Below are 24,583 nucleotides of genomic sequence, written 5' to 3'. Positions count from 1 at the left end.
GGAAAGCGCCCTCTCCGAGGGCGCTTTCTGCACAGGCTTTACTTAAAGTATTTCACGCCGTTTGCAAACAGCGGCTGATACTTTTCGCCGTAGATATTCTTGCCGACAAACGGGCTGTAACGCTCGGTGTGGCCCATCTTGCCGAGGACACGGCCGTCCGGCGAGGTGATACCCTCGATCGCGCACATGGAGCCGTTCGGGTTCCACGCGATGTCCATGGACGGGTCACCGTTCAAATCGGTGTACTGGAACGCTACCTGACCGTTCTTAATCAGGTCGTCAATGACGTTCTGCGGCGCTACGAAGCGACCCTCACCGTGCGAGAACGCGATGGAATGCAGGTCACCGACGTTGCAGGAGGACAGCCACGGGCTCTTCACAGAGGCTACGCGAGTGGTGGCGTAGCGGCTCTGGTGGCGGCCGATGAGGTTGAAGGTCAGCGTCGGGTCGTCGCCGGTCATCTCGTCACGGATTTCACCGTAGGGAACCAGACCCAGCTTAATGAGCGCCTGGAAGCCGTTGCAGATGCCAAGCATCAGACCGTCGCGCTTGTTCAACAGCTCGTGGATGCTGTCCTTGATGCCTGCGTCGCGCAGGAAGGACGCAATGAACTTACCGGAGCCGTCCGGCTCATCACCGCCGGAGAAGCCGCCCGGCAGGATAACCATCTGCGCCTTACGGATGGAGTTTTCGAGCTGCTCTGCGCTCTCGCGGAGGGCATCCGCGGAGAAGTTGCGGACTACGACGATCTCAGCTGCGCCGCCTGCATTCTCAACCGCACGGGCGGTGTCGTACTCGCAGTTGGTGCCCGGGAATACCGGAATAACAGCCAGCGGCTTTGCGCTCTTGACTGCCGGAGCGGCAGCATTGCGCTCGGTGAAGGAAACCTTGGTCAGATGCTCGTCGGAAGCAGCCGCCTTGGTCGGGAACACGCTCTCGAGCTTGCCCTCGAAGGCATTCGTCAGCTCGTCGAGCGTTACGGACTCGCCGGCAACCGTGATCTTCTCCTCGTCGGTGGTATAGCCGACCAGCCAGTAAGCCGGGAGTTCGGATGCGGCTTCGATCAGAATGCCGCCGAAGTTCTTGAGGTACAGCGCGTCAGCCGGGAAGGAATCATCCATCTTAAAGCCGATTTTGTTGCCGAGCGCCATCTTGCAAACACCCTCGGCAATACCGCCGGTGGACAGCGCCCATGCGGAAACCGCCTTGCCGGACGCGATCAGGTTTGCAACCTCGTTCCACATGAACTTGAGCGTGGTGTAATCCGGCGTGCCGTCCTGATTGTACGGTGCGTCGAAGAAGTAAACCGGATGGCCTGCCGCTTTGAACTCAGGAGAGATCAGGCGGGAAGCGTCTTGCGGCGCGATAGCGAACGAAACCAGCGTGGGCGGTACGTCCATATCGTCGAACGAGCCGCTCATGGAGTCCTTGCCGCCGATAGCTGCCAGACACAGGTTCTCCTGTGCGGTGTACGCACCCAGCAGGGCGGACAGCGGCTTGCCGAAACGCTTCGGATCCTTGCCGAGACGCTCGAAATACTCCTGGAAGGTGAGGTATGCGGTCTCAAAGTCACAGCCGGCAGCAACCAGCTTGGCTACAGACTCGATTACCGCGGAAGAAGCACCGAGATACGGGTTCTGCTCGGTGAAGTAGGGGTCAAAGCCGAACGCCATGACAGAGGCGGTTTCGCACTGACCGCCCAGAGCCGGCATGGTAGCCGCCATGACCTGCGTCGGGGTCAGCTGATACTTGCCGCCGAAGGGCATGAATACCGAGCTTGCGCCGATGGAGCCGTCGAAACGCTCGACCAGACCGCGCTCGAGGCAGATGCCGAGGGTAGAGGCGTGGTTCAGCAGCTTTTCCTTCTCGGAATTGCCTGCCGGAGCACAGGAGATAGACGGAGTCGGCAGTGCGCCAACCTCTGCGTCAACGTGCTTGGAGCAGCCATTGGTGTTGAGGAAATCACGGGAAACATCCACGATCTTAACACCGTTCCAGGTCATGCACAGGCGGTTCTTGTCGGTAACGGTGGCTACGACAACAGCCTCGATATTCTCCTTGGCCGCAGCCGCAATGAACGCATCGACGTCCTTTGCGCGGACAACGACAGCCATGCGCTCCTGCGACTCGGAGATGGCCAGTTCGGTGCCGTCCAGACCGTCGTACTTCTTCGGTACGGCATTCAGATCGATGTCAAGGCCGTCGGCCAGCTCGCCAATGGCAACCGAAACACCACCCGCGCCGAAGTCGTTGCAGCGGCGGATCATGCGGGTGACATTGCCGTCACGGAACAGACGCTGAATCTTGCGCTCCTCAGGCGGATTGCCCTTCTGTACCTCAGCACCGCAGGTCTCAAGGGACTCCTCGGTGTGCTTCTTAGAGGAGCCGGTAGCGCCGCCGCAGCCGTCACGGCCGGTCTTGCCGCCGAGCAGGATGACGATGTCGCCCGGCTCGGGTACCTCGCGGATAACGTTCTCCAGCGGAGCTGCACCGACAACAGCGCCGATCTCCATGCGCTTTGCGACATAGCCCGGGTGGTAGATCTCGTGTACGAGGCCGGTCGCAAGGCCGATCTGGTTGCCGTAAGAGGAGTAGCCCGCAGCAGCGGTCTGGCACAGCTTGCGCTGCGGCAGCTTGTGCTCGAGGGTCTCAGAGAGCGGCACGGTCGGGTCGCCCGCGCCGGTTACGCGCATTGCTTGATAAACGTAGGAGCGACCGGACAGCGGGTCACGGATCGCACCGCCGAGGCAGGTAGCAGCACCGCCGAACGGCTCGATCTCGGTCGGGTGGTTGTGGGTTTCGTTCTTGAACATGAGCAGCCAGTCCTCGTAGTGACCGTTCACGAGCGCCTTCACCTTAATGGAGCAGGCGTTGATCTCCTCAGACTCGTCGATGTTCTTCAGGTAGCCGCGCTTCTTGAGCACCTTAGCCGCGATCGTACCCATGTCCATCAGCGTTACCGGACGCTTCGCAGCCTTTTCCTCGCCGTAGACTTCTACGCGGGCAGCCATGTAGCGGTCAAATGCGTCCTGCACCATCTGATCCTCGAACTTTACGTCATCGATCTGGGTGAGGAAGGTGGTGTGGCGGCAGTGGTCGGACCAGTAAGTATCGACCATGCGAACCTCGGTGATGGTCGGGTCGCGCTTTTCGGTGTCGCGGAAGTAGGTCTGCAGGAACTTGAGGTCGTCAAGGTCCATCGCAAGACCCATGTGGTGCAGCAGGTCAGAGAGCGCACTCTCGTCCATATGGGTGAAGCCGACAACGGACGCAACGCTGGTCGGGATAGCGTATTCTACCTTGAGGGTAGCAGGCTTGTCCATCGAAGCCTCGCGGGTGTCCACGGGGTTAATCAGATAGCCGCGGATCTTGTCCATGTCCTCAGCGGTGAGCTCGCCTTCCAGAACGTAAATTTTAGCGGCTGCAACGGTCGGGCGTTCGCCGCCGGTGAGCAGCTGGATGCACTGTGCGCAGGAATCGGCGCGCTGATCGAATTGACCGGGCAGCGGCTCTACCGCAAGGATGGTGTGAGCGCCTTCCGGACGGGGAAAGTCCTCGTCGTAGCACACATCAGCCATAGGCTCGGAGAATACGATGCCCTTTGCCTTCTCGTAGGTCTCAGGTGCAAGTCCCTCTGCGTCGTAGCGGCAGAGATAGCGCACATGAGTCAGGTTTTTGATTTCCAACAGGTCGTGCAGGCTGGAGAACAGGCTGCGTGCTTCGACATCGAAGCCGTTTTTTTTCTCGGAATAACAACGATTGACGCTCATGATCGTGTTCGCTCCTTTATTGCATGATACTTCTATTCTACATTTTTCACACAGATAAATCAATCGGTGAGGGCGACAAAATATTGTTGATTTCGATGGAGAAGTTTTCTATACCGTTAGAACAAATTAGTAATCAGGCATTCGTAAGCAGTAATTGACGGTGTGGTGCAGCCTTCTTCGTATGGTTACATCCTATTAAAAATGGCAGCCGCAGGATGTGACAAGATGCAGCAGTGGGAAGAAGATGAAACCGTGAGGTGATCTCCACTCCTCACTCTTTTCTTTCAATTTCCAAAGAGGTGTGATATAATGTAAGTCAAGAGGAGGGCGACTGTACATGCCGCCCTCGTATTCAAAAAGACGGCGCCGTGCAAACCGGTTGAACACACAGGCGCGTCTGGTATCAAATTATGCCGCGGAACACTCTGCGGTTACAGGAGGAACTGTTATGGAAATCAAGCTCTCACCGTCTATTCTGTCCGCAGATTTTGCAAATCTTGCACGCGATATTAAAATTGCCACCGATGCCGGTGCGGAATACGTTCACGTTGACGTTATGGACGGTCACTTCGTGCCGAATATCACCATCGGCGCTCCGGTGGTTAAGGCGCTGCGCAAGGCGACCGACAAGGTGCTCGATGTACATCTGATGATCTCGGACCCCGATCAGTATCTGGACGACTTCATCAAGGCCGGCTCGGATATTATCACCGTACACTACGAGTCCAACGGTGATACGCTCGAGCAGCTGAAGAAAATCCGCGCAGCCGGTGTCAAGGCAGCCTGCGTTATCAAGCCGAAAACCCCCGCTGAGGTGCTGTTCCCGCTGCTGCCGTACTGCGATATGGTGCTCATCATGACCGTTGAGCCGGGCTTTGGCGGTCAGGGCTTCATTCCGGAGTGCATGGACAAAATCAAGGCTGTCCGCGCGGAAATCCAGAAGAACGGCTATAAGTGCGAGCTGGAGATCGACGGCGGCGCAAAGCTGAACAATACCGCCGACATCGTAGCCGCCGGTGCAGACGTTATCGTTGCAGGTTCTGCCGTGTTCGGCGGTGACATTGCAGCCAATGTCAAGGGCTTCCATGAGGTGTTCAAAGAAGGCGCAGCCAAGGCAGCCTGGAGCAAGTAATCATATAAGTGTGAACAACCCCCAATCGTTAGCCTGTCTGACCGTTGGGGGTTTTCTAATAGAGATGAGGGATAAAATGAACGAACTGACAAAGCGAATCGTTTCGTGTGTGCTGCTGATGATGATCGGACTCGGGTGCTTTTTCGGTATCTCGGGATGGCAGTCCTCACCGGAGACGCACCGGACGAGCATTGAATACTTAAACGAAAAACAGGCGACTGTGATGAAGCTGACTGCGGCCTCCACGGCAGCGTCCGCAGCTGTTTCGGCTCTGCCGGGAGACACAGGCAGCGCCATCGCAGAAAAGCTGGCTGATCTCACGTCGGATTTTCTGATCGTGCTGTGTGCCATTATGTTAGAGAAATATCTGCTCACCATTACCGGATACGCGGTTTTCCGGTTTATTTTACCGGCAGCGTGCGTGCTGCTCATCGTCCGTCAGTTCCGCAGCAGTGAGATTCTGGCGAAACTCGCATTCAAGCTGGCGCTGTTCGGCATGGCGGTTTGGCTTGCTGTTCCGGGCGGCATCACAGTATCGCGCATGATCGAGGCCACCTATGAAACCTCTCTGTCGCAGACCATTGAGGACGCGCAAAGTGCAGCGGATGATATCGATACCAGTGCGGGTTCGGACTCGGATTCAGACAGCGAAAAGAGCGGTTTCTGGTCGGATATCACGTCCTCGGTGCAGAATACGGTCTCTGGCGTGACGGAAAAGTTTGAACAACTGCTCAGCAATGTTATGGAGGCACTCGCTGTGCTGATCGTTACCTCGTGTGTGCTGCCGGTGCTCGTACTGCTGTTCCTGCTGTGGATTGTGAAAATGCTCACCGGGATTGACTTCAATCTGCCGAAACGGAAATCAACGGTGTAATTAAGAGTGGAGATCGGATAGTGAAGATGACGTAGCGATTTACCCTTCTTCGCATGATTCTATCTTGTTATTAAAGGTATACCATAGGGGGCGCTGGCTTGGCACATCGCCTGTAACTCATCTGCATAGACCTAAAGGGAGTGGATTTCAAATATTGTCAGACCTGCAAGGTCAATCCGTCTCAAACCGACAGCTGTAGGACCTTGTTAAAATAATAAAACCGCCTGCAAGGGCGGTTTTATTATGCATTTTCCATGGTAAATTGATGTTGCGGGTGTTATTTTACGCTGCGCTTCATCTGGTACATACACACGCCCGCGTTTACAACAGCCGCCAGCAGGAACAGTACGACTGCGCAGAACCGAATAGCGAACGATGTATCCAGAAGGGCGCTGAAATCCTGTGCATATACGCGGACATTGTACTCGAAAATCTGCCCGAGCAACGCCAGTGAGCACAAACCCATACTGACCGCTGCAAATGGCAGCGCGTTTTTTCGTCTGGCCAGTGCAATGAGCGGCAGTACAAGTGAAAGTATACCGCAGGTCAGGCTCCCCACAGAGCACATCACCGAGATTGAAATTGTAGTGGACATTTTTTGTCTCCTCCTTCCTTTGTAAGCAGTATAACACATTATGGGTGGAATGGAAAGGACAATATTACGCAGCCAATAAACCCTCACGTTAATTCCTAATTTAGCATTGACAGAACCGCCCACAGAGGATATAATGTATGTTGAAATTAACACACTATTAAAAAGTGTTTTGAAAAGAGGTGCACCATGGCAGACACAGGAAAACTCAAGCGGGAGAACACGGCTCTGCTTCGGCAGGCGATGCAGCACGGCTCTGCCGGCAAGAACGATCTTGCGCGGCTGACACATCTCAGCTTTCCGACCGTCAGCCGCATTGTGGATGAGATGGTCGAGCGCGGAGAAGCGCAAGAAATCGGCACGGCAGCCTCCACTGGCGGACGCTGCGCCATGCAGTACCGGCTGAACCCGCAGTACCGGCTGTTCCTGTGTCTGCGACTGGAGCAGGACACGCTGCACTGGTTTGTGTGTGACCTCGACGGCACATCACTCGAACAGGAACAGCAGACCTGCTCCGGCGATGTGCGCGAATTTCTCGACACGCTTCTGATGCGTGTTAGGGCGCGTTACCCGCGGCTTGCAGCGGTGATGCTCGGCTTTGCCGGAACAATGCATAACGGCATCGTCACCGAGAGTTTCGGCTACCCCGAGCTGCGGGGCGTAAGCCTTAGTGCGTATCTTCACGATAAAACCGGTCTGCCGTGCATGGCGGCCCGTGATATGCAGGTCGTGGCTGCAGGCTACGCGGCGCAGTACACGCCCGCACCGAAAGCCGCTGTGTGCATTTACATCGGCAAGCTGGGTGCAGGCGCAGGTATCGTGCTGAACGGAAAGGTCTGGGGCGGTGCCGCAGGCTTTGCCGGCGAACTGCATTATCTTCCAATCGAACACAATCTCGAATACGCGCAGAATCACTTTGCAGGCGCGGATATAAGCGACTATTTCACCAAGGTCATCTGCGGCTGTGCGGCGCTCATCAATCCGGACAGGGTGGTGCTGTATGCCGATTCCCGTTTGACCGATAAGGCATCGCGAATACGCGAAAGCTGTGCGCAGGCGCTGCCGGAGCAGGCTATGCCGACCATAGAGCTGTCTCAGTCCTTCGAGCAGGACTATACCCGAGGGTTATTTACCTTGGCGAAAAAGATGGAGGAAACCACATGAAATACTTTGTTTTTGACATTGACGGCACGCTGATCGACTCCTCAAAGGTAGATCAGTGGGCCATGCGCACTGCACTTGCCGAGTTCGGCTATGAGTTCACCTACGAGCAGTTGATCTTCTCCTTCGGTATGCCCGGCAGACGCGCATTGGCGAAATTAGGTATTCCGACCGAGCGGGTTGAGCCAATCATGGCTCGCTGGGAAGCGCTGGCGTATGACCGTCTGGACGAAATCCCGATGTACGACGGCATTCCTGAAACGATAGAGGAGCTCAGAAAATCCGGCTGTTCGTGTGGCATTGTCACCTCGCGGACACGTTTGCAGCTCAAGCAGGGGATTGAACCCATCGGCTTCACGCCGTGGTTTGATGAGATCATCTGCGCGGATGATGTCGAGCATCCCAAGCCTGCGCCGGACGCTCTGCTCGAGTGTCTGCGTCGGTTCGGCTGTAAACCCGAGGACGCCGTCTATATCGGTGACAGCGAATATGATATGCAGTGCGCGAAAAGTGCAGGCGTCAAGAGCGTCCTCGCCCTGTGGGGGTGCTCCGAGGCGGAGAAGTTAATGTCGGATATGAGGTTTGAACATCCGGCAGAGATTCTGTCGCTCAGATAAATATAATTGTATATGCTTAGGGGCGGACCAATGTGTCCGCCCTCTCTTTCTGGTCTGTTCCTTGTTGTGGGTATAGGCAAAAAGAAACCCTTCCTCATTACGAGAGAGGGTTTCCTTTTGCACAGATTTACTCGGATTTATGCAGCAGATCCATAAATTCTTCGCCGGTGATGGTTTCTTTTTCCAGAAGGAAGTGCGCCAGACGGTGCAGGGCATCCATATTATTCTGCAGGATGCCGATGGCCTTCTCGTGCGCGGTCTTGACGGTGGCAATCACTTCCTCATCAATCTTCGCAGCGGTCTCCGCCGAGCAAGCGAGCGCGGTATCGCCCGACAAATACTGATTCGTCACGGTCTCGAGCGCAACCATATCGAACTTGCGGCTCATGCCGTAGCGCGTGATCATCGAGCGCGTCAGCTTGGTGGCCTGCTCGATGTCGTTGGATGCACCGGTGGTAATCGAGCCGAAAATCAGCTCCTCGGCTGCACGGCCGCCGGTGAGCGTTGCCACCTTGTTCAGCAGTTCATCCTTGCTCATCAGGTTGTGCTCGCCCTCATCCACCTGCATGGTGTAGCCGAGTGCACCCGAGGTGCGCGGCACAATGGTAATCTTGGTGACAGGCGCGGAGTCGGTCTGCTTGGCAGCCACCAGTGCGTGACCAATCTCGTGATACGCAACAATCTCCTTCTCCTTGGCGCTGAGTACGGCGTTCTTGCGCTGCGCACCGGCAATGACGGTCTCGACGCTCTCATCCAGATCGGCCTGAATGACACTGTTGCGTCCCAGACGAACGGCACGCAGAGCCGCCTCGTTGATGATGTTGGCGAGGTCAGCACCGGACGCACCCGAAGTTGCACGGGCAATCGAGTTAAAGTCGATATTGCCGGACATGTGAACGTCCTTAGCGTGCACCTTCAAAATTGCGATACGACCCTGCAGATCGGGCAGCTGCACCGGAATGCGGCGGTCAAAACGGCCCGGACGCAGCAGAGCCGGGTCAAGCGACTCCGGACGGTTGGTCGCCGCCAGAATAACGACGCCCTTGGTGCCGTCAAAGCCGTCCATCTCGGTCAGCAGCTGGTTGAGCGTCTGCTCGCGCTCGTCGTTGCCGCCCATGCCTGCGCCGTCGCGCTTTTTACCGATGGTATCAATCTCATCGATGAACACAATGCACGGTGCTTTTTCACTGGCCTGCTTGAACAGATCGCGCACCTTGGCCGCGCCCATGCCGACGAACATTTCGACGAACTCCGAGCCGGAAATCGAGAAGAACGGTACATGCGCCTCACCGGCAACGGCCTTCGCCAGCAGCGTCTTGCCGGTGCCCGGAGGGCCGACCAGCAGTGCGCCCTTCGGCAGCTTTGCACCGATGGAAGCGTACTTGTTCGGGTTGTGCAGGAAGTCCACAATCTCAGTGAGGGCCTCCTTGGCTTCATCCTGACCGGCGACATCGGCAAAGGTCTTGCCGGTCTCGGTCTCGGCGTAAATCTTGGCGTTGGATTTGCCGAAGCTCATCATGTTGCCGCCCATGTTCTTCATCATCTTTTTCTGCAGCCACTGACCGACCGCGATAATGAGCACAATTGGCACAACGTAGCTGATGAGCATACTTAGCAGGGGAGAGGTCTGGGTCGGAATCTCGGCAGCAAACTTGACATTGGCCTTCAGCAAGCGGCCGACCAGCTCGTCATCCGGGAAAATGCCGGTCTTGTAGAGTGCGTCCTTGCCCTTGTCATTGGTGGCCTCAAAGGTAATTTCCTGATCCTGCTTGTCGTAGGCGATGGTCTGCACCTTGCCGTCGTCCACCATGGCGATAAACTCGTCGTAGCCGACCTCGGTAACCTGCCGCTGCAGCAGGCTCGGAAACAGCAGCCAGTTGAGCATCATAAGCACGAGCAGCATGACCGCATAATAGAAGATCAGCGGTTTTTTGGGGTTTTTCGTCCCTTTTGGGTTGTTATTCATGTGAGTTTCGTCCTTTCGAGTAAATCGTTGAGGTTTTGCTGCATCTTGCGCATCACACCACACAGGGTCTGCATTTCCTGCTCGGAGATACCCTGCTGCAGTGTCAGCGCAAAGGTTTCACAGCGGTGATGGAGCGCTTTGGCAGCAGCGTGTCCTTCATCAGACAGGTGAAGATGCACCAGACGGCGGTCGTTCTCATCGCGTACGCAGTAGAGCAGACCACGTCTCTGCAGTCCGTCCACGCTGCGCGTCACCAGCGGCTTGGAAACGTTCCACGCCTGTGCAATGGCAGTTGCGGTGTCCTGCTCGGGCGCGTTGCGGTACAGAAACAGCAGCACGAACATCTCATTTGGCGTAAAGCCGCAGTTTTCGGTCAGCTCGCGGAAGCAGCTGCGGTACAGCTGACCCGCGTGGAACGCATCGGCGGCAAAATCATGGGGAGAGCCGGGCATGCGGTGTCCTCCTTTCGGCAAACGGTTTACTTGTAAACTATAATAGACCGAAAGCGAGCGAACGTCAATCGTCCAAATGTGAACATTCTGAAAATTCAGACATTCTCAATTTTTCATCCGAAACAAAAAAGACGCCGAGAAACTCTCAGCGTCTTTCTGCGGTTTACTTCATGGTACCGCGGGTGCCCCAGTTGGAGAACTCGGTGTACGTCAGATAAATGCTGTCATCGTGCAGACCGGTGTGCAGCTCGACAGCATCAAACAGTGCCTCGGTCAGCGCCTTCTTGTTCTCAAACTCGGTCGAACCGTAGCAGCGAACATCAACGTACGCCAGCTTGCGCTTCTCGCCTGCAAAGTACATGGTGTGGTTGTCGGAGATGTCAACCATCAGAGCAGCCTCGGTCTTGTCCGGAATCAGGGAAATCTTCTGGCCGATGGTCTTCTTCAGCTCGTCCTTCTGCTCGTCGGACAGGGCTTTGGAAGTGGTAACAGCAATATACGGCATGGGTATATCCTTCTTTCTTTGGGATTGGGCAGTACTGATTGCCCGTGGTTTATTTTATTGTAGCACATCGACCGCTGTTTGCAATATCGTAATCCTGCATAATTTGCAGTTGGGAAAGGCATTTTAAAATCAGCAGTTTTTGACAGTGTATTTTTAAATGAACTGTGAACTTTATCAAAAACAGGTGCACAATAAGTGGATTTGTGGTATAGTATTAACAGTGAAGAAGTACAGTCCATGATCGGGTGTTGCATATGAATATCAAGTGTACGCAAAATATTTACAAAAGTGCCAATGGTGTTTCCAATGTCACCTATTATATTCTTGCTCCTGAAGGAGTAGAGGTGCGCGGTATCGTACAGCTGTCTCACGGCATGTGCGAGTATTTTTCGCGCTATACCGCATTTGCGAAGTATCTCTGCGGACTGGGCTTTATTGTCTGCGGAAACGATCATATCGGACACGGAGCATCGGTCTCACGCACGGCGGATCTCGGATTTTTTGCCGCTCGTGACGGCTGGAAGTATCTTGTTGAGGATGTCAAGCACCTGACCGACCTGATGCAGCGCCGCTATCCCGACCTGCCGTATTTCCTGCTCGGGCACTCGATGGGTTCGCTGATCGCGCGGCTGTACCTGCTCGATTACGGAGAGAAGCTGTCCGGCTGCATCCTCATCGGCACGGTCGGTCCGATCGCTGCCTCCGGCAGCATCGTACATCTTGCGGATTCGGTAGCACGCTCGCGCGGCATCACCTATCGCAGCGGACTGTTGTCCAATCTGGTGTTCAAGGGCTTCAACAGGAAAATCAAGCAGCCGAAAACCGTGTTTGACTGGCTCAGCCGCGATGAGGCGGTCGTGTCGCTCTATCAGTCGGATGAAAAATGCAATTTCGTGTTCACCGCGACCGGATTCCGCGACCTGTTTACGCTCATCACCAAGGCGAACAATCCGGTGACCTTCCGGAAAACGCCGAAGGACCTGCCGTTGCTGTTCATCTCGGGTGATAAGGACCCGGTTGGGCGGTACGGTGAGGGTGTGCGCCGTACGGTCAATCTGTACCGCGGCAACGGCGTGAGGAATATCGAGGTCATCTTTTATAAGGATGCGCGCCACGAGGTGCTCAACGAGCTTGACAGACTTGAGACCTTCGGAGATATTTCACGTTGGCTGGAGACACACCTTGCCGTAAGAGCTGCAAGGCAGGCTGTCGAGCAGGAGCCGGAAACGGCAGCGGAATAAAAATAAAACCTCTCTCAAAACGCTTGAGAGAGGTTTTTGTGCTTTTTAGGTGCGGGAAACCGCCTTGCTGTGCTGTCTGTCTTTGAAATACCGTGCATTGAGCACTGCCGAGACAACGAGCAGCACGCCTGCGATCAGCAGGATAGCAAAACCCCAGCGGATTCCCGTACGGTTAGCAGCGATGCCGATCGCAGCCGGAGCCATAGCCGCGCCGAAGCCGTTAAGTGTAACATAAATGCCCATGGATGCCGGATAGCGCGAGAACAGGTCTCCGGCGTTGGCTACCGTTGTGCCGTACATACCGGACATGCATAGACCCAGACCGATCGTTGCAATCGTGAGCATGGGAAGCGTGGTTCCGGTGACGAGCAGCACGAGAAATGCCGCCATGCCGAAGCACATGACCGTGATCATCTGCCACGGACGGAATTTCGCAGCGATCACGCTGCACGAGAAGCGACCGATCAGCAGCGAAACCCACAGCAGGGAAGTGATGATCTGCGCAGCGTCTGCGGCGAGCACACCGGAATCAATGTAAAAGCTGGTCAGCCAGCCCATCATGGAAGCCTCAACAGCCTCGTAGAAAAAGCAGAGCGCTGTGCACAGCCAGAACAGCTTTTCGCGCAGAAATCCGTAGTCGGTCGCGGATTTCTGCCCGGTTTTCGTGGATTTATCATCGTCCATCTTCATGAACAGGCCGAAGATAAACGAAGCCGTCAGCAGCACAATGGAAATCTCAAGCGCGAGACGCCAACCGTTTTCACCGCCCAGCTTATGGCAGGCGAGCGCAGCCAGCGGAGCCACACACGCGCCGAACGCATACGCCGCGTGCATCATGTTGAGCGGAGTGGCACTGCCGTTCGCGTATTCGCTCATCACGCGGTTGTTGTAATCCGTGATAGCGCCCTTGGAAATGCCGGTCAGGAACATGGCCGCCAGCAGCCAGACCGGCGAGCCGTTGGTTAACAGCATGACAAAGCCGACCGCGAATACATAATATAGGATGAGGTACGCGCGTTTGAGTCCCCATTTGATGGCGGCCAGACCGGACAGCAGGCCGATGCCGAGATAGCCGATCGACTGTGCGGACAGTAGCGTGCCGCCGATCTGGTAATCCAGCGCGTAGGCCGCGCGTAAATCTGGCAGCACAGAGCCGAGCATGATGGAGCTCAGCCCCTGTGCGAAATAAACGAGAAGCAGTTCCGCGACAACATAGCGCTTGCTGCGGCTCAGCGAGGATAGAAATGCTTTCATTGGTGTATCCCTTCGATTTGTGTGGAATATGCGGTTTTTTTGACCGCGATTATTAGTATAATCTCCTGCGGTGCGATGTACTACTAAATTCTTGCGATTTACACCTGCGAAAAGATAGCGTGTTTCTGCGGAAAACTGCTGAAACAGGCTGCATGAGCGAAATCCTGTGCAGTGATGCTCACGGCTTTTATACAATCTTGCGATTGGGCGCAAAGAAACAGCGAACCACTATATTATGGTTCGCTGTCTGCGAATTTGCTTGTTAGATGCGGCAGGCTTCAAGAAGCTCGTTCTTGCAGCTCCACAGCTTTTTGGAAAGATCCACGAAGTAGGTCTGCGGATTTTCGAAACGCTTGATCTGATCCCACAGTGTATCGACCTCACGGATGCAGTACTTGCGGATGTCCTCAACATCCGGGCTGTTGTAAATGCACTTGCCGTGCTTGAACAGCTGTACGCGCAGCGGACGAACCGTATAATCGGTAACGATACGCTGCTTCCAGGTGTAGACCGGATGGAACAGTACATACGGCAGAGAAGCGTCGATCTGCTCATCGTGCACGGTGAGCACGTCGCCGAGCGCCTTGCCGGTCTTGTTGTCGAACAGGCGGTACACCTGCTTGAAGTGCGGTGTGGTGATCTTCTCGACGTTCTCGGAAACCTTGATCTTCGGGATGATCTCGCCGTTTTCATCCTCAACGGCAGCCAACTTGTATACGCCGCCGAATACCGGCTCGGACTTGGAGGTGATGAGTCGCTCGCCGATGCCGAACGAGTCTACGCGGGCACCCTGCACGAGCAGGTCGCGCACCAGATACTCATCGAGCGAGTTGGACGCCATGATCTGCATATCCTCGAAGCCTGCGGCATCGAGCATTTTGCGTGCCTCGATAGAAAGGTAAGCGATATCGCCGGAATCCAGACGGATGCCGCGTGCGCGGATGCCCTTCTCTGCTTCCAGTTCCTTGGCAACGCGGATTGCGTTCGGCACACCGGACTTGAGTACATTATAAGTGTCAACCAGGAATACGCAGTTATCCGGATAAATATCCGCATAAGCCTTGAAGGCTTCGTACTCGCTGTCAAACATCTGCACCCAGGAGTGCGCCATCGTGCCGCCGGCCGGAATCTTGTAGTCACGGTCGGACAGAACGCAGGCGGTACCCTGACAGCCGCCGATGTAGGCAGCGCGGGCACCGAGGATAGCGCCGTCGTAGCCCTGTGCACGGCGGGAGCCGAACTCGAGTACAGTACGGCCTTCTGCCGCACGCGTGATGCGGTTCGCCTTGGTGGCGATCAGGGTCTGGTGGTTGATGGTCAGCAGGATCATGGTTTCGACAAACTGTGCCTGGATCATCGGACCGGCCACCGTTACGAGAGGCTCACCGGGAAATACCGGCGTACCCTCGGGTACGGCCCATACGTCGCATTCAAACTCAAAATCGCGCAGATAATTGAGGAAGGACTCCGAGAAGCACTTGCGGCTGCGAAGATATGCAATATCCTCCTCGGAAAAATGCAGGTTGTTGAAGTATTCAATCAGCTGTTCCACGCCTGCCATGATGGCATATCCGCCGCCGTCCGGTACACGGCGGAAGAACATATCGAAGTATGCGCGGCGGTTGCCGATACCCTTTTCGAAGTATCCGTTCGCCATCGTAAACTCGTAAAAGTCAGTGAGCATGGTTAAATTTCTTTCGGTCATTGCGAAAAACGCCCCTTTGCGCACCATTTTTTGTGCGCTTTTATTCATTCCGTGCAATCTGTCTTGACACAGTGCATTTATAATATAATAGTACGTTTTTACAGAAAGTGCAAGCATTATTTATTAAATCTAAATTCATAGTATGCATAAATATACAATTGAGAAAATAATTATAAATTTTGCTTGCCAAATGAGTATGGCGGTAGTATAATAAGACCATCGAAAAAAACGCAGAATGCGAGGTCGAAAAACATGGAAAAGAAATATAACAAAGTTGTTCTGGCATATTCCGGCGGTCTGGACACTTCGGTACTCATCCCGTGGTTGAAGGAGCATTATGGCTGCGAAGTCATCGCGGTTTCCGGCAACGTCGGTCAGGGCACCGAGCTGGACGGTCTGGAGGAGAAGGCGCTCAAGACCGGCGCGTCCAAGCTGTACATCGAGGATCTGACCAAGGACTTCGTTGATGACTACATCATCCCGACCATGAAGGCGGGCGCAACCTACGAGCAGTACCTGCTGGGTACCTCGTTCGCTCGTCCGATCATCGCAAAGCGTATTGTTGATATCGCACTGAAGGAAGGCGCTGACGCAATCTGCCACGGCTGCACCGGCAAGGGCAACGATCAGGTTCGTTTCGAGCTGGCAATTCACGCATTTGCACCGCAGATGGATATTATCGCTCCGTGGCGTTTCTGGGAGCTGAACAGCCGTGAGAAGGAGATCGAGTATGCGGAAGCACACAACATTCCGCTGAAGATCAACAAGGAGACCAACTACTCCAAGGATAAGAACCTGTGGCACCTCAGCCATGAGGGTCTGGACCTCGAGCTGCCGTCCAACGAAGCACCGATCAACAAGCCGGGTTTCCTCGAGCTGGGTGTTTCTCCGGAAATGGCTCCGGACAAGCCGACCTATGTTACCATTCATTTCGAGAAGGGCGTTCCGACCGCAGTTGACGGCGAGAAGCTCGAGTCCGTTGCCCTGATCGAGAAGCTGAACAAGCTCGGCGGCGAGAACGGCATCGGTATCCTCGATATCGTTGAGAACCGTCTGGTCGGTATGAAGAGCCGCGGTGTTTATGAGACTCCGGGCGGTGCGATCCTGTATGCAGCACATGCAAAGCTGGAGGAGATCACCCTCGATAAGGAGACCGCACACTACAAGAATCAGGTTGCTCTCAAGTTCGGCGAGCTGGTTTACAACGGCCAGTGGTACACACCGCTGCGCAAGGCGCTCTCTGCATTTGTTGACTCCACTCAGGAAACCGTTACCGGCGATGTTAAGCTGAAGCTGTATAAGGGCAACATCATCCCGGCTTCTGTAACCTCTCCGTACAGCCTGTACTCCGAGGATATGGCAACCTTCAACGAGGATGACTGCTACGATCAGGCAGATTCCGCAGGCTTCATCAACCTGTTCGGTCTGCCGCTCAAGGTTCGTGCCCTGAACGATCAGATCCTGTACAAGAAGACCGGTGAGCATTTCCCGTCTGTTGAAAAGTAAGTAAAAGAAATCATAGGGCGGCACGCCCGTCGTGTGCCGCCCTATGAGTGTTTTGTGAGGTAACATAAATATGGCAAAATTATGGGCAGGACGTTTCCAGAAGGAAACCGATCTGGTGGTAAACGACTTTAACTCTTCCATCCTGTTTGACTGCCGTTTATATAAGGAAGATATCACCGGCTCTATCGCGCACGCTACCATGCTGGGTAAGCAGGGCATCATCGAGGAGCATGAGGCCGAAAAGATCGTTGAGGGTCTTAAGGGCATTCTGAAGGATATCGAGGACGGCAAGGTGGAGTTCTCGCTCGATTACGAGGACATCCACATGAACGTCGAGCAGCTGCTGACCGAGCGCATCGGTGATACCGGCAAGCGTCTGCACACCGGCCGTTCGAGAAACGATCAGGTTGCACTCGATATGCGTCTGTACGTCAAGAAGGAGATCAAGGAGATCATCAAGCTGATCCTCGGCTTCATGAAGGCACTGACTGCAAAGAGCCGTGAGAATCTCGATGCGGTTATGCCGGGCTACACCCATCTGCAGCGCGCACAGCCGACGACCTTTGCACATTATATGATGGCGTATGCCAACATGCTCAAGCGCGACGTATCCCGCCTGCAGGACTGCTACGAGCGCATGGACGAAATGCCGCTTGGCTCGGGCGCACTGGCTTCGACCACTTATCCCATCGACCGCGACTTCGTTCGTCAGCAGCTTGGCTTTGCCCGCCTGACCGACAACTCGCTCGACGGCGTATCCGACCGTGACTACTGCGTGGAGCTGCTCTCCGCGCTGTCCATCCTGATGATGCACCTGTCCCGTCTGTCCGAGGAGATCATCTCGTGGTGCTCCTGGGAGTTCAAGTTCGTTGAGCTGGACGATGCGTACTCCACCGGCTCGTCCATCATGCCGCAGAAGAAGAATCCGGACGTCTGCGAGCTGATCCGCGGCAAGACCGGCCGTGTTTACGGTGCGCTGACCACCATGCTGACCGTACTCAAGGGTCTGCCGCTGGCGTATAACAAGGATATGCAGGAGGACAAGGAGGCTGTATTCGGCGCGATCGACACCGTAAAGCAGTGCCTTGAGGTATTCACGCCGATGTTCTCCACCATGACGCTGCGCCGCGACAACATGCGCAAGGCAGCCTCCCGCGGCTTTATCAACGCAACCGACTGCGCCGACTACCTGACCAAGAAGGGTGTTCCGTTCCGCGATGCGTACAAGACGGTCGGCCGTTTGGTCAACCAGTGTATCAAGGCCGATGAGACCCTCGAGACCATGACCATGCGCGACTTTGCAGCAATTTCCAACAAGTTCGGCGATGACGTATACGACGCACTCGACCTGCGCACCTGTGTTGCTGAGCGTAAGGTCATCGGCGGCCCGGCTCCGCAGGAAGTAACCCGCCAGATTGATAAAATTGACAAGTTCATCGCGGAGGTTGAGGACGATGAAGCCTAAAATTTACATCGACGGCAAAGAGGGCACGACCGGTCTCCAGATTTACGAGCGCCTCGGTGGCCGCGACGACATCGAGCTGCTGCTCATTGATGAGGATAAGCGCAAGGACACCGAGGAGCGCCGCAAGTTCCTGAACGCAGCCGACATTGCGTTTCTGTGCCTGCCGGATGCGGCGGCGAAAGAGGCGGTTTCGCTCATCGAGAATGATACCACCCGTGTCATCGATGCATCGACCGCGCATCGCACCGACCCGGACTGGGATTACGGCTTTGCCGAGCTGTCCAAGGCGCACCGCGAAGCCATCAAGAACTCCAAGCGCGTTGCCAATCCGGGCTGCCATGCAAGCGGATTTATTTCCTCGGTTTACCCGCTGGTAGCAAACGGTATCATTGCCGAGGACACCGCGCTCACCTGTGCTTCGCTGACCGGTTACTCCGGCGGCGGCAAGAAAATGATCGCGGAGTATCAGGACGAGAACCGCGATCCGCGACACGATTCCGAGCGCATTTACGGTCTGAACCTGCACCATAAGCACCTGCCGGAGATGGGCTACATCTGCGGTCTGACGCAGGCGCCGGTGTTCGTGCCAATCGTAGGTGACTTTTACAAGGGTATGGCCACCACAGTTATGCTCCCGGGCGTAGATGCACATCTCGTGCATGCGACGCTCACCAGGCACTACGAGGGTCAACAGCTTGTCACCGTAGCGCCGTTCGGCGGTGAAGAGCCGATGATCTACGCCAACATACTGGCCGGTCACGACAGCCTCAAGCTGATCGTCTGCGGCCACGAGGAGCAGACCATTGTCACCGCACTGTTTGACAATCTCGGCAAGGGCGCTTCGGGCGCTGCCGTGCAGAATATGAATATCATGCTCGGTCTGGATGAAACGACCGGCTTAAACCTCTGATTTCAGCAGGAGGAAACAGTTATGAAGATTATCGAAGGCGGCGTTTGTGCCGCAAAGGGCTTCAAGGCGGGCAGTGTGCGCTGCGGCGTCAAGGAAAGCCGCACGAATGACGATACCGCAATCATTTTCAGCGAATGCGAATGCACCGCGGCTGCCACCTACACGATGAACCGCGTCAAGGCGGCTCCGCTGTATGTTACCATGGAGCACCTCGAGGATGGCGTAGCACGCGCTATCGTTGCTAATGCAGGCAACGCGAACGCTTGCGCACCGGACGGCATGGAGAACGCCCGCCGCATGGCGAAGGCAGCGGCTCAACTGCTCGGCGTTGCAGAAACCGACGTTGCCGTTGCATCCACCGGTGTTATCGGCCAGCGCCTGAACATCGAGTGCATCGAGGAGCACCTTCCGGAGCTTAAACTGGAGGACAATGCCTCCGAAAAGGCCAACCGTGCCATCATGACCACCGACACCAAGCCCAAGACGGCGGCTGTCGAGTTCACCATCGGCGGTAAGACCTGCCGCATCGGCGGCATCTGCAAGGGCAGCGGCATGATTCATCCGAACATGGGCACCATGCTGTCCTTCATCACGACCGACTGCGCTATCACGCACGAAATGCTGACCGACGCCCTGCAGGAGAACGTCAAGAAGACCTACAACCGCGTGACGGTTGACGGCGACACCTCCACCAACGATATGTGCATCGTGCTGGCCAACGGCATGGCCGGCAACACGCTCATCGAGTGGCAGGACGAGGAATATCAGGCGTTCTGCAAGGCGCTGAACGAGGTGAACACCCGTCTGGCACGCCAGATTGCTGCAGACGGCGAAGGCGCAACCAAGCTGGTTACCTGCACCGTTAAGAACTCCCGCTCCGAGGAGGCAGCTGAGCGACTGGCCAAGGCCGTTGTCGGCTCCAACCTCGTCAAGGCGGCGATGTTCGGCGCAGATGCAAACTGGGGTCGTGTACTGTGTGCAATGGGTTACTCCAAGGCACCGTTCCGTCCAGAGTACGTTTCTGTGGCGTTCGAGTCCGCTGCAGGCAGCGTAGCAGTCTGCGACAAGGGTGCTGCTCTGGATTTTGATGAAGAACTGGCGAAGAAGGTGCTCTCCGAGAGCGAGGTTACCATTGCAGTTGACGTAAATGAGGGCGAGGACAGCGCTACTGCATGGGGCTGCGATCTTACTTACGATTACGTTAAGATCAACGGAGATTACAGAACTTGATTCTTAAAAACGAAGAAAACTCCCGATAAAGGAACGAATTAGTATGGATACTCAACTTGATGCGGAGCTGCGTGCCAATATTCTGGTCGAAGCGCTTCCGTATATTCAGGAATATTACGGTCAGACCGTTGTCGTAAAATACGGCGGCAACGCAATGATCAACGAGGAGCTGAAGGACGCGGTCATCCACGATCTGGTACTGCTCAATCTGGTCGGCGTCAAGGTCGTTATCGTACACGGCGGCGGCCCGGAGATCAATGAAATGCTGGGAAAGATCGGCAAGGAGAGCAAGTTTGTCAACGGCCTGCGCTACACCGATCGTGAAACCATGGATATCGTCCAGATGGTGCTGTGCGGCAAGGTCAACAAGGACCTTGTAACCCTGCTCGAGAAGGCAGGCGGACGCGGCATCGGTCTTGGCGGCATGGACGGTGGCCTGTTTCAGGCAAAGCGCCTGACCGACCGCTCGGGTACGGATTACGGCTACGTCGGCGACATTATGGACGTAGACCCGTCTCCGGTTATCGACGTGCTGCAGCAGGGCTATATTCCGGTCGTTTCGACCGTTGCACAGGGCATCGACGATGAAACCAACTACAACATCAACGCTGATACAGCAGCCAGCAAGCTGGCAGTTGCACTCGGTGCAAAAAAGCTGATTCTGCTGACCGACGTACGCGGTCTGATGCAGGACATTAACGATCCGGACAGTGTCATTCACCGTCTCAAGGTGTCCGAGGTGCCGAAGCTGGTGCGCGACGGCATCATCAAGGGCGGCATGATCCCCAAGGTAGACTGCTGTGTTGAGGCAGTCCGCAAGGGCGTTGAGCGTGCCACCATTCTGGACGGCCGTGTCAAGCATTCGATTCTGATCGAGCTGCTTTCCAAGGTCGGCGCAGGCACTATGTTTCAGTAATTGAGAATTGAAAATGGAGAATGGAGAATGATTCGCTCTGTATCTCCGATAAAAGGTGATACCCTATGACTTACAATGAATTAAAAAGCGAAGAAAATAAATATGTAATGAACACCTATGGTCGGTTTCCGATTGCGCTGGACCACGGCGAGGGTGCGACCCTGTGGGACGTTGAGGGCAAGAAGTACATCGATCTTGCTTCCGGCATCGGTGTAAACTGCCTTGGTTATGCCAATCCGGCAATCATTGACGCGATCGATAAGCAGGCGCACAAGCTGATGCATGTTTCCAACCTGTTCACCACCGAGCCGATGGTTCAGGTTGCCAAGAAGCTGGTAGAAAAGACGCATCTGGGCGGCAAGGTATTCTTTGCCAACTCGGGCGCCGAGGCAAACGAGGGTGCCATCAAACTGGCGCGCAAGTACTCGTTCGACAAGTACGGCGAGGGCCGCTTCAAGGTGCTGACGCTCATCAATTCCTTCCACGGACGTACCGTAACCACGCTGAAGGCCACCGGTCAGGAGCGTTTCCACAACTATTTCTTCCCGTTTACCGAGGGCTTTGATTACGCGGTCGCCAACGACATCAAGTCGGTACGCGCAAAGGCGGACGATATGACCTGCGCCATCATGATGGAGCTGATTCAGGGCGAGGGCGGTGTTCTGCCGCTTGACCGCGAGTTCGTCAAGGAGGTAGAGATGCTCTGCCGCGAGAAGGATATGCTGCTCATCATCGACGAGGTGCAGACTGGTATCGGCCGTACCGGCAGCCTGTTTGCCTTCCAGCAGTACGACATCAAGCCGGACGTTGTCACTATGGCAAAGGGTCTTGGCGGCGGCATGCCGATCGGCGCTGTCATGGCGGCGGATACCTGCTGCAACGTCCTGACGCCGGGCACGCACGCGACCACCTTCGGCGGTACGCCGATTGTCTGCTCCGCAGCAAACGTCGTGCTCGATACCGTCGGTGACGGCCAGTTTCTGATGAAAGTACGCGAAAAGGGCGAGTACCTTCGCAACGGCATCCTGTCCCTTGGCTCGCCGAATATCAAGGGCGTGCGCGGCATGGGTCTCATGCTCGGCATCATCGTTGAGGAAGGAAAGCACTCCGTGTTTGCCAATAAGCTGATCGAAAACGGCGTTCTGGCGATCACCGCCGGCAAAAATGCCGTTCGTCTGCTCCCGCCGCTCACCATTTCGAAGGAAGAAATGGATGAAGCACTCGCTATCATGGCAAAGGTATTTTAATCAAAGGTTTTGACAATTAGTAATTAGAAATGAGAAATTAGTAATTAACGTGATTATCGCACTGGTGCAGCAGCACCTAAATAATTACTAACTACTAATTACTCATTGCTAATTTGCAGAAAGGGGTTATTACAATGAAGCATTTACTGAAGCTGCTTGACTGCTCCACCGAGGAGATCATCGGTCTGCTCGATCTGGCGGATCAGCTCAAGTATGAGAGAAAGCACAACATTTCCCATCGTCACCTGGAAGGCAAGAGTCTTGGCATGATCTTCCAGAAGTCCTCCACCCGTACCCGTGTTTCCTTCGAGACCGGCATGTATCAGCTGGGCGGTCAGGCGCTGTTCCTGTCCAACCGTGATCTGCAGATTGGCCGCGGCGAACCGGTACAGGATACGGCCCGCGTGCTGAGCCGCTATCTGGACGGCATCATGATCCGTACCTACGAGCAGAAGGAAGTAGAGGATCTGGCAAACTACGGCTCTATTCCGATCATCAACGGTCTGACTGATTTCTGCCATCCGTGTCAGGTTCTGGCGGACCTCATGACCATCCGTGAGAAGTTTGCCGTTCTTGAGGGTCTCAAGCTGTGCTACATTGGCGACGGCAACAACATGGCAAACTCGCTGATCGTCGGCGGCCTCAAGACCGGCATGAAGGTTTCCATCGCAACGCCGGTGGACTACCGTCCGGACGCTGAGGTTATGGCATTCGCAGAGCCGAACCCGAACTTCTTCATCACCGATGACCCGATGAAGGCTGCAGAGAACGCAGACGTTGTTATCACTGATACATGGGCGTCCATGGGTCAGGAAGCCGAGAAGGAAGTCCGCATGAAGGCATTCCAGGGCTATCAGGTCAATGATGAGCTGCTGGCTGCTGCAAAGCCGGGCTGCATGGTGCAGCACTGCCTGCCGGCATATCGCGAGCAGGAGATCACCACCAAGGTGTTCGAGGAGCACGCAAACGAAATTTTCGAGGAAGCAGAAAACCGCCTGCACGCACAGAAGGCTGTTATGGTTACTCTGATGGGCAGCAAGGAAGACTGATTTCTGATAAAAGCCGCTTTTCGCAAGGAAAGGCGGCTTTATGTTTTTCTTGCTGAAGTGTTGACAAACCCCTTACCGGCGACTATAATAGCAGTATAAATAAATCAGTTCTGTTTCAGGGCGGAGTGAAAGTCTCCACCGGCAGTATACAGGCTTCGAGCCTGATAGTCTGCGAGCCGCAAGGCATGATGGGTTAGAATCCCAACCGACGGTTATAGTCCGGATGAGAGAAACAGATGTACCTATCGCTACGTCTGTATGCCTCTGGAGCAATCCAGGGGCTTGTTTTATTTATGGAACAGGACTCCTGAAAGGGAGAAAAACAGCAATGACAAAAACCAGCAAAATCACCTACACCGCAATTTTTGCGGCTATCGCAACCGTGCTGATGTACTTTGAATTCCCGATTCCGTTCATGCCGCCGTTCCTCAAGGTGGATCTGTCCGGCGCAGTCGTGCTCATCGGTGCGTTTATCTTCGGCATCGCTCCGGCGATCACGATGATCGGCATCAAGGACATCATTCATCTGACCCAGACCCAGACCGGCGGCTCCGGTGAGGTCGCAGATTTCCTGATGCTTTCCACGCTCGTTGTTATCGCTGTGCTGCTGTACCGCGGTCACAAGAGCCGCAAGATGGCTGTCCTCGGCTGTGCAGCCGGATCGGTCGCTATGGCCTGTGTCGGCATGCTGACCAACTATTTTCTTATCATTCCGTTTTATTCGCAGGTTATGCCGCTGCAGGCTATCTTTGATGCATGCAACGCGATCAACCCGTATGTGACCGGCATGCAGGGCTATCTGCTGCTCGGCGTTCTGCCGTTCAATCTCATCAAAGGCGCAATCCTGACTGCGATTACCATGCTTGCCTACAAGAAGCTGAGCGTGTTCATCAAGTCCAAGCAGATCGAATTGCACCACTCCAGACAGCGTGTCGGCTAAGTAAAAAACGAAGGTGCTCTCCAGCAAGCGGAGAGCACTTTTTTTGTGTTC

Annotated in this window: 20 protein-coding genes and 1 riboswitch; of the genes, 13 read left to right on the top strand and 7 right to left on the bottom strand. The window is 55.2% G+C overall.

What is annotated here, in order from left to right:
• Positions 1-38 precede the first annotated feature (38 nt).
• On the bottom strand, positions 39-3,770 hold the full coding sequence (locus DW088_RS03475) for a phosphoribosylformylglycinamidine synthase (RefSeq protein WP_199720397.1): 3,732 nt from the start codon (positions 3,768-3,770) through the stop codon (positions 39-41).
• A 448-nt stretch (positions 3,771-4,218) separates the two neighbouring features.
• On the opposite strand from DW088_RS03475, the gene rpe reads away from it, so the two are divergent.
• Positions 4,219-4,902: a ribulose-phosphate 3-epimerase gene (gene rpe / locus DW088_RS03470; RefSeq protein ID WP_117750831.1), complete on the top strand. Its 684-nt coding sequence runs from the start codon at positions 4,219-4,221 to the stop codon at positions 4,900-4,902.
• Between the two features lie 76 nt (positions 4,903-4,978).
• A complete protein-coding gene (locus DW088_RS03465; RefSeq protein WP_118359507.1) occupies positions 4,979-5,776 on the top strand; it encodes a hypothetical protein in 798 nt (265 codons plus the stop codon).
• Between the two features lie 277 nt (positions 5,777-6,053).
• On the opposite strand, the gene DW088_RS03460 is transcribed toward DW088_RS03465, so the two are convergent.
• Positions 6,054-6,371 carry a hypothetical protein gene (locus tag DW088_RS03460; RefSeq protein WP_118359505.1) on the bottom strand — a complete coding sequence of 106 codons (318 nt, stop codon included), beginning with the start codon at positions 6,369-6,371 and terminating at the stop codon, positions 6,054-6,056.
• Positions 6,372-6,557: 186 nt separating this feature from the next.
• Here DW088_RS03460 and DW088_RS03455 point away from each other — a divergent pair, with 186 nt between their 5' ends.
• Positions 6,558-7,532: an ROK family protein gene (locus tag DW088_RS03455; protein WP_118359503.1), complete on the top strand. Its 975-nt coding sequence runs from the start codon at positions 6,558-6,560 to the stop codon at positions 7,530-7,532.
• Positions 7,529-8,146: an HAD family hydrolase gene (locus tag DW088_RS03450; RefSeq protein ID WP_118359501.1), complete on the top strand. Its 618-nt coding sequence runs from the start codon at positions 7,529-7,531 to the stop codon at positions 8,144-8,146. Before DW088_RS03455 ends, DW088_RS03450 begins: the two co-directional genes overlap by 4 nt.
• Before the next feature lie 127 nt (positions 8,147-8,273).
• On the opposite strand, the gene ftsH is transcribed toward DW088_RS03450, so the two are convergent.
• The 3 genes from ftsH to DW088_RS03435 all read right to left on the bottom strand — a co-directional run bounded on the left by ftsH (position 8,274) and on the right by DW088_RS03435 (position 11,069).
• The gene (gene ftsH / locus DW088_RS03445) at positions 8,274-10,112 is read right to left on the bottom strand and encodes an ATP-dependent zinc metalloprotease FtsH (protein WP_118359499.1); all 1,839 of its coding nucleotides are present in this window, start codon (positions 10,110-10,112) and stop codon (positions 8,274-8,276) included.
• On the bottom strand, positions 10,109-10,564 hold the full coding sequence (locus DW088_RS03440; protein ID WP_118359497.1) for a MarR family winged helix-turn-helix transcriptional regulator: 456 nt from the start codon (positions 10,562-10,564) through the stop codon (positions 10,109-10,111). The genes ftsH and DW088_RS03440 overlap by 4 nt, the downstream gene beginning before the upstream one ends.
• Positions 10,565-10,727: 163 nt before the next feature.
• On the bottom strand, positions 10,728-11,069 hold the full coding sequence (locus DW088_RS03435) for a phenylpyruvate tautomerase MIF-related protein (RefSeq protein ID WP_118359495.1): 342 nt from the start codon (positions 11,067-11,069) through the stop codon (positions 10,728-10,730).
• Positions 11,070-11,323: 254 nt separating this feature from the next.
• Between DW088_RS03435 and DW088_RS03430 the strand changes: the two genes are divergently transcribed.
• A complete protein-coding gene (locus DW088_RS03430; RefSeq protein ID WP_118359493.1) occupies positions 11,324-12,310 on the top strand; it encodes an alpha/beta fold hydrolase in 987 nt (328 codons plus the stop codon).
• 45 nt (positions 12,311-12,355) lie between these two features.
• Here DW088_RS03430 and DW088_RS03425 read toward each other — a convergent pair whose 3' ends face one another.
• Both DW088_RS03425 and DW088_RS03420 read right to left on the bottom strand, forming a co-directional pair.
• Positions 12,356-13,564, bottom strand: coding sequence for an MFS transporter (locus DW088_RS03425; RefSeq protein WP_118359492.1), 1,209 nt, complete (start codon positions 13,562-13,564; stop codon positions 12,356-12,358).
• A gap of 262 nt (positions 13,565-13,826) precedes the next feature.
• Positions 13,827-15,269: a nicotinate phosphoribosyltransferase gene (locus DW088_RS03420; protein WP_118359491.1), complete on the bottom strand. Its 1,443-nt coding sequence runs from the start codon at positions 15,267-15,269 to the stop codon at positions 13,827-13,829.
• Between the two features lie 252 nt (positions 15,270-15,521).
• On the opposite strand from DW088_RS03420, the gene DW088_RS03415 reads away from it, so the two are divergent.
• From DW088_RS03415 to DW088_RS03380, 8 genes are all read left to right on the top strand, one after another.
• Positions 15,522-16,775, top strand: a complete 1,254-nt coding sequence (locus DW088_RS03415) for an argininosuccinate synthase (RefSeq protein ID WP_117487980.1) — start codon at positions 15,522-15,524, stop codon at positions 16,773-16,775.
• Positions 16,776-16,845: 70 nt separating this feature from the next.
• A complete protein-coding gene (gene argH, locus DW088_RS03410) occupies positions 16,846-18,240 on the top strand; it encodes an argininosuccinate lyase (RefSeq protein ID WP_118359490.1) in 1,395 nt (464 codons plus the stop codon).
• A complete protein-coding gene (gene argC / locus DW088_RS03405) occupies positions 18,230-19,150 on the top strand; it encodes an N-acetyl-gamma-glutamyl-phosphate reductase (RefSeq protein WP_118359489.1) in 921 nt (306 codons plus the stop codon). The genes argH and argC overlap by 11 nt, the downstream gene beginning before the upstream one ends.
• Positions 19,151-19,171: 21 nt before the next feature.
• Entirely contained in the window at positions 19,172-20,380 is a 1,209-nt protein-coding gene (gene argJ / locus DW088_RS03400) for a bifunctional glutamate N-acetyltransferase/amino-acid acetyltransferase ArgJ (protein WP_110436746.1), read from the top strand.
• A 43-nt stretch (positions 20,381-20,423) separates the two neighbouring features.
• Complete coding sequence (gene argB / locus DW088_RS03395; protein WP_118359487.1) at positions 20,424-21,296, top strand: acetylglutamate kinase; 873 nt, start codon at positions 20,424-20,426, stop codon at positions 21,294-21,296.
• A 65-nt stretch (positions 21,297-21,361) separates the two neighbouring features.
• The gene (locus DW088_RS03390) at positions 21,362-22,543 is read left to right on the top strand and encodes an aspartate aminotransferase family protein (protein ID WP_118359485.1); all 1,182 of its coding nucleotides are present in this window, start codon (positions 21,362-21,364) and stop codon (positions 22,541-22,543) included.
• Positions 22,544-22,677: 134 nt separating this feature from the next.
• Complete coding sequence (argF, locus tag DW088_RS03385) at positions 22,678-23,592, top strand: ornithine carbamoyltransferase (protein ID WP_118359483.1); 915 nt, start codon at positions 22,678-22,680, stop codon at positions 23,590-23,592.
• 107 nt (positions 23,593-23,699) lie between these two features.
• A riboswitch (FMN riboswitch) is annotated at positions 23,700-23,831 on the top strand.
• A gap of 89 nt (positions 23,832-23,920) precedes the next feature.
• Complete coding sequence (locus tag DW088_RS03380) at positions 23,921-24,532, top strand: ECF transporter S component (protein WP_110436750.1); 612 nt, start codon at positions 23,921-23,923, stop codon at positions 24,530-24,532.
• Positions 24,533-24,583: the final 51 nt, after the last annotated feature.

The organism is Butyricicoccus sp. AM05-1 (assembly GCF_003474415.1).
GTDB lineage: Bacteria > Bacillota > Clostridia > Oscillospirales > Butyricicoccaceae > Agathobaculum > Agathobaculum butyriciproducens.
Note: the sequence above shows the minus strand (reverse complement) of the source record. Positions and strands in the feature narration are given on the sequence as shown.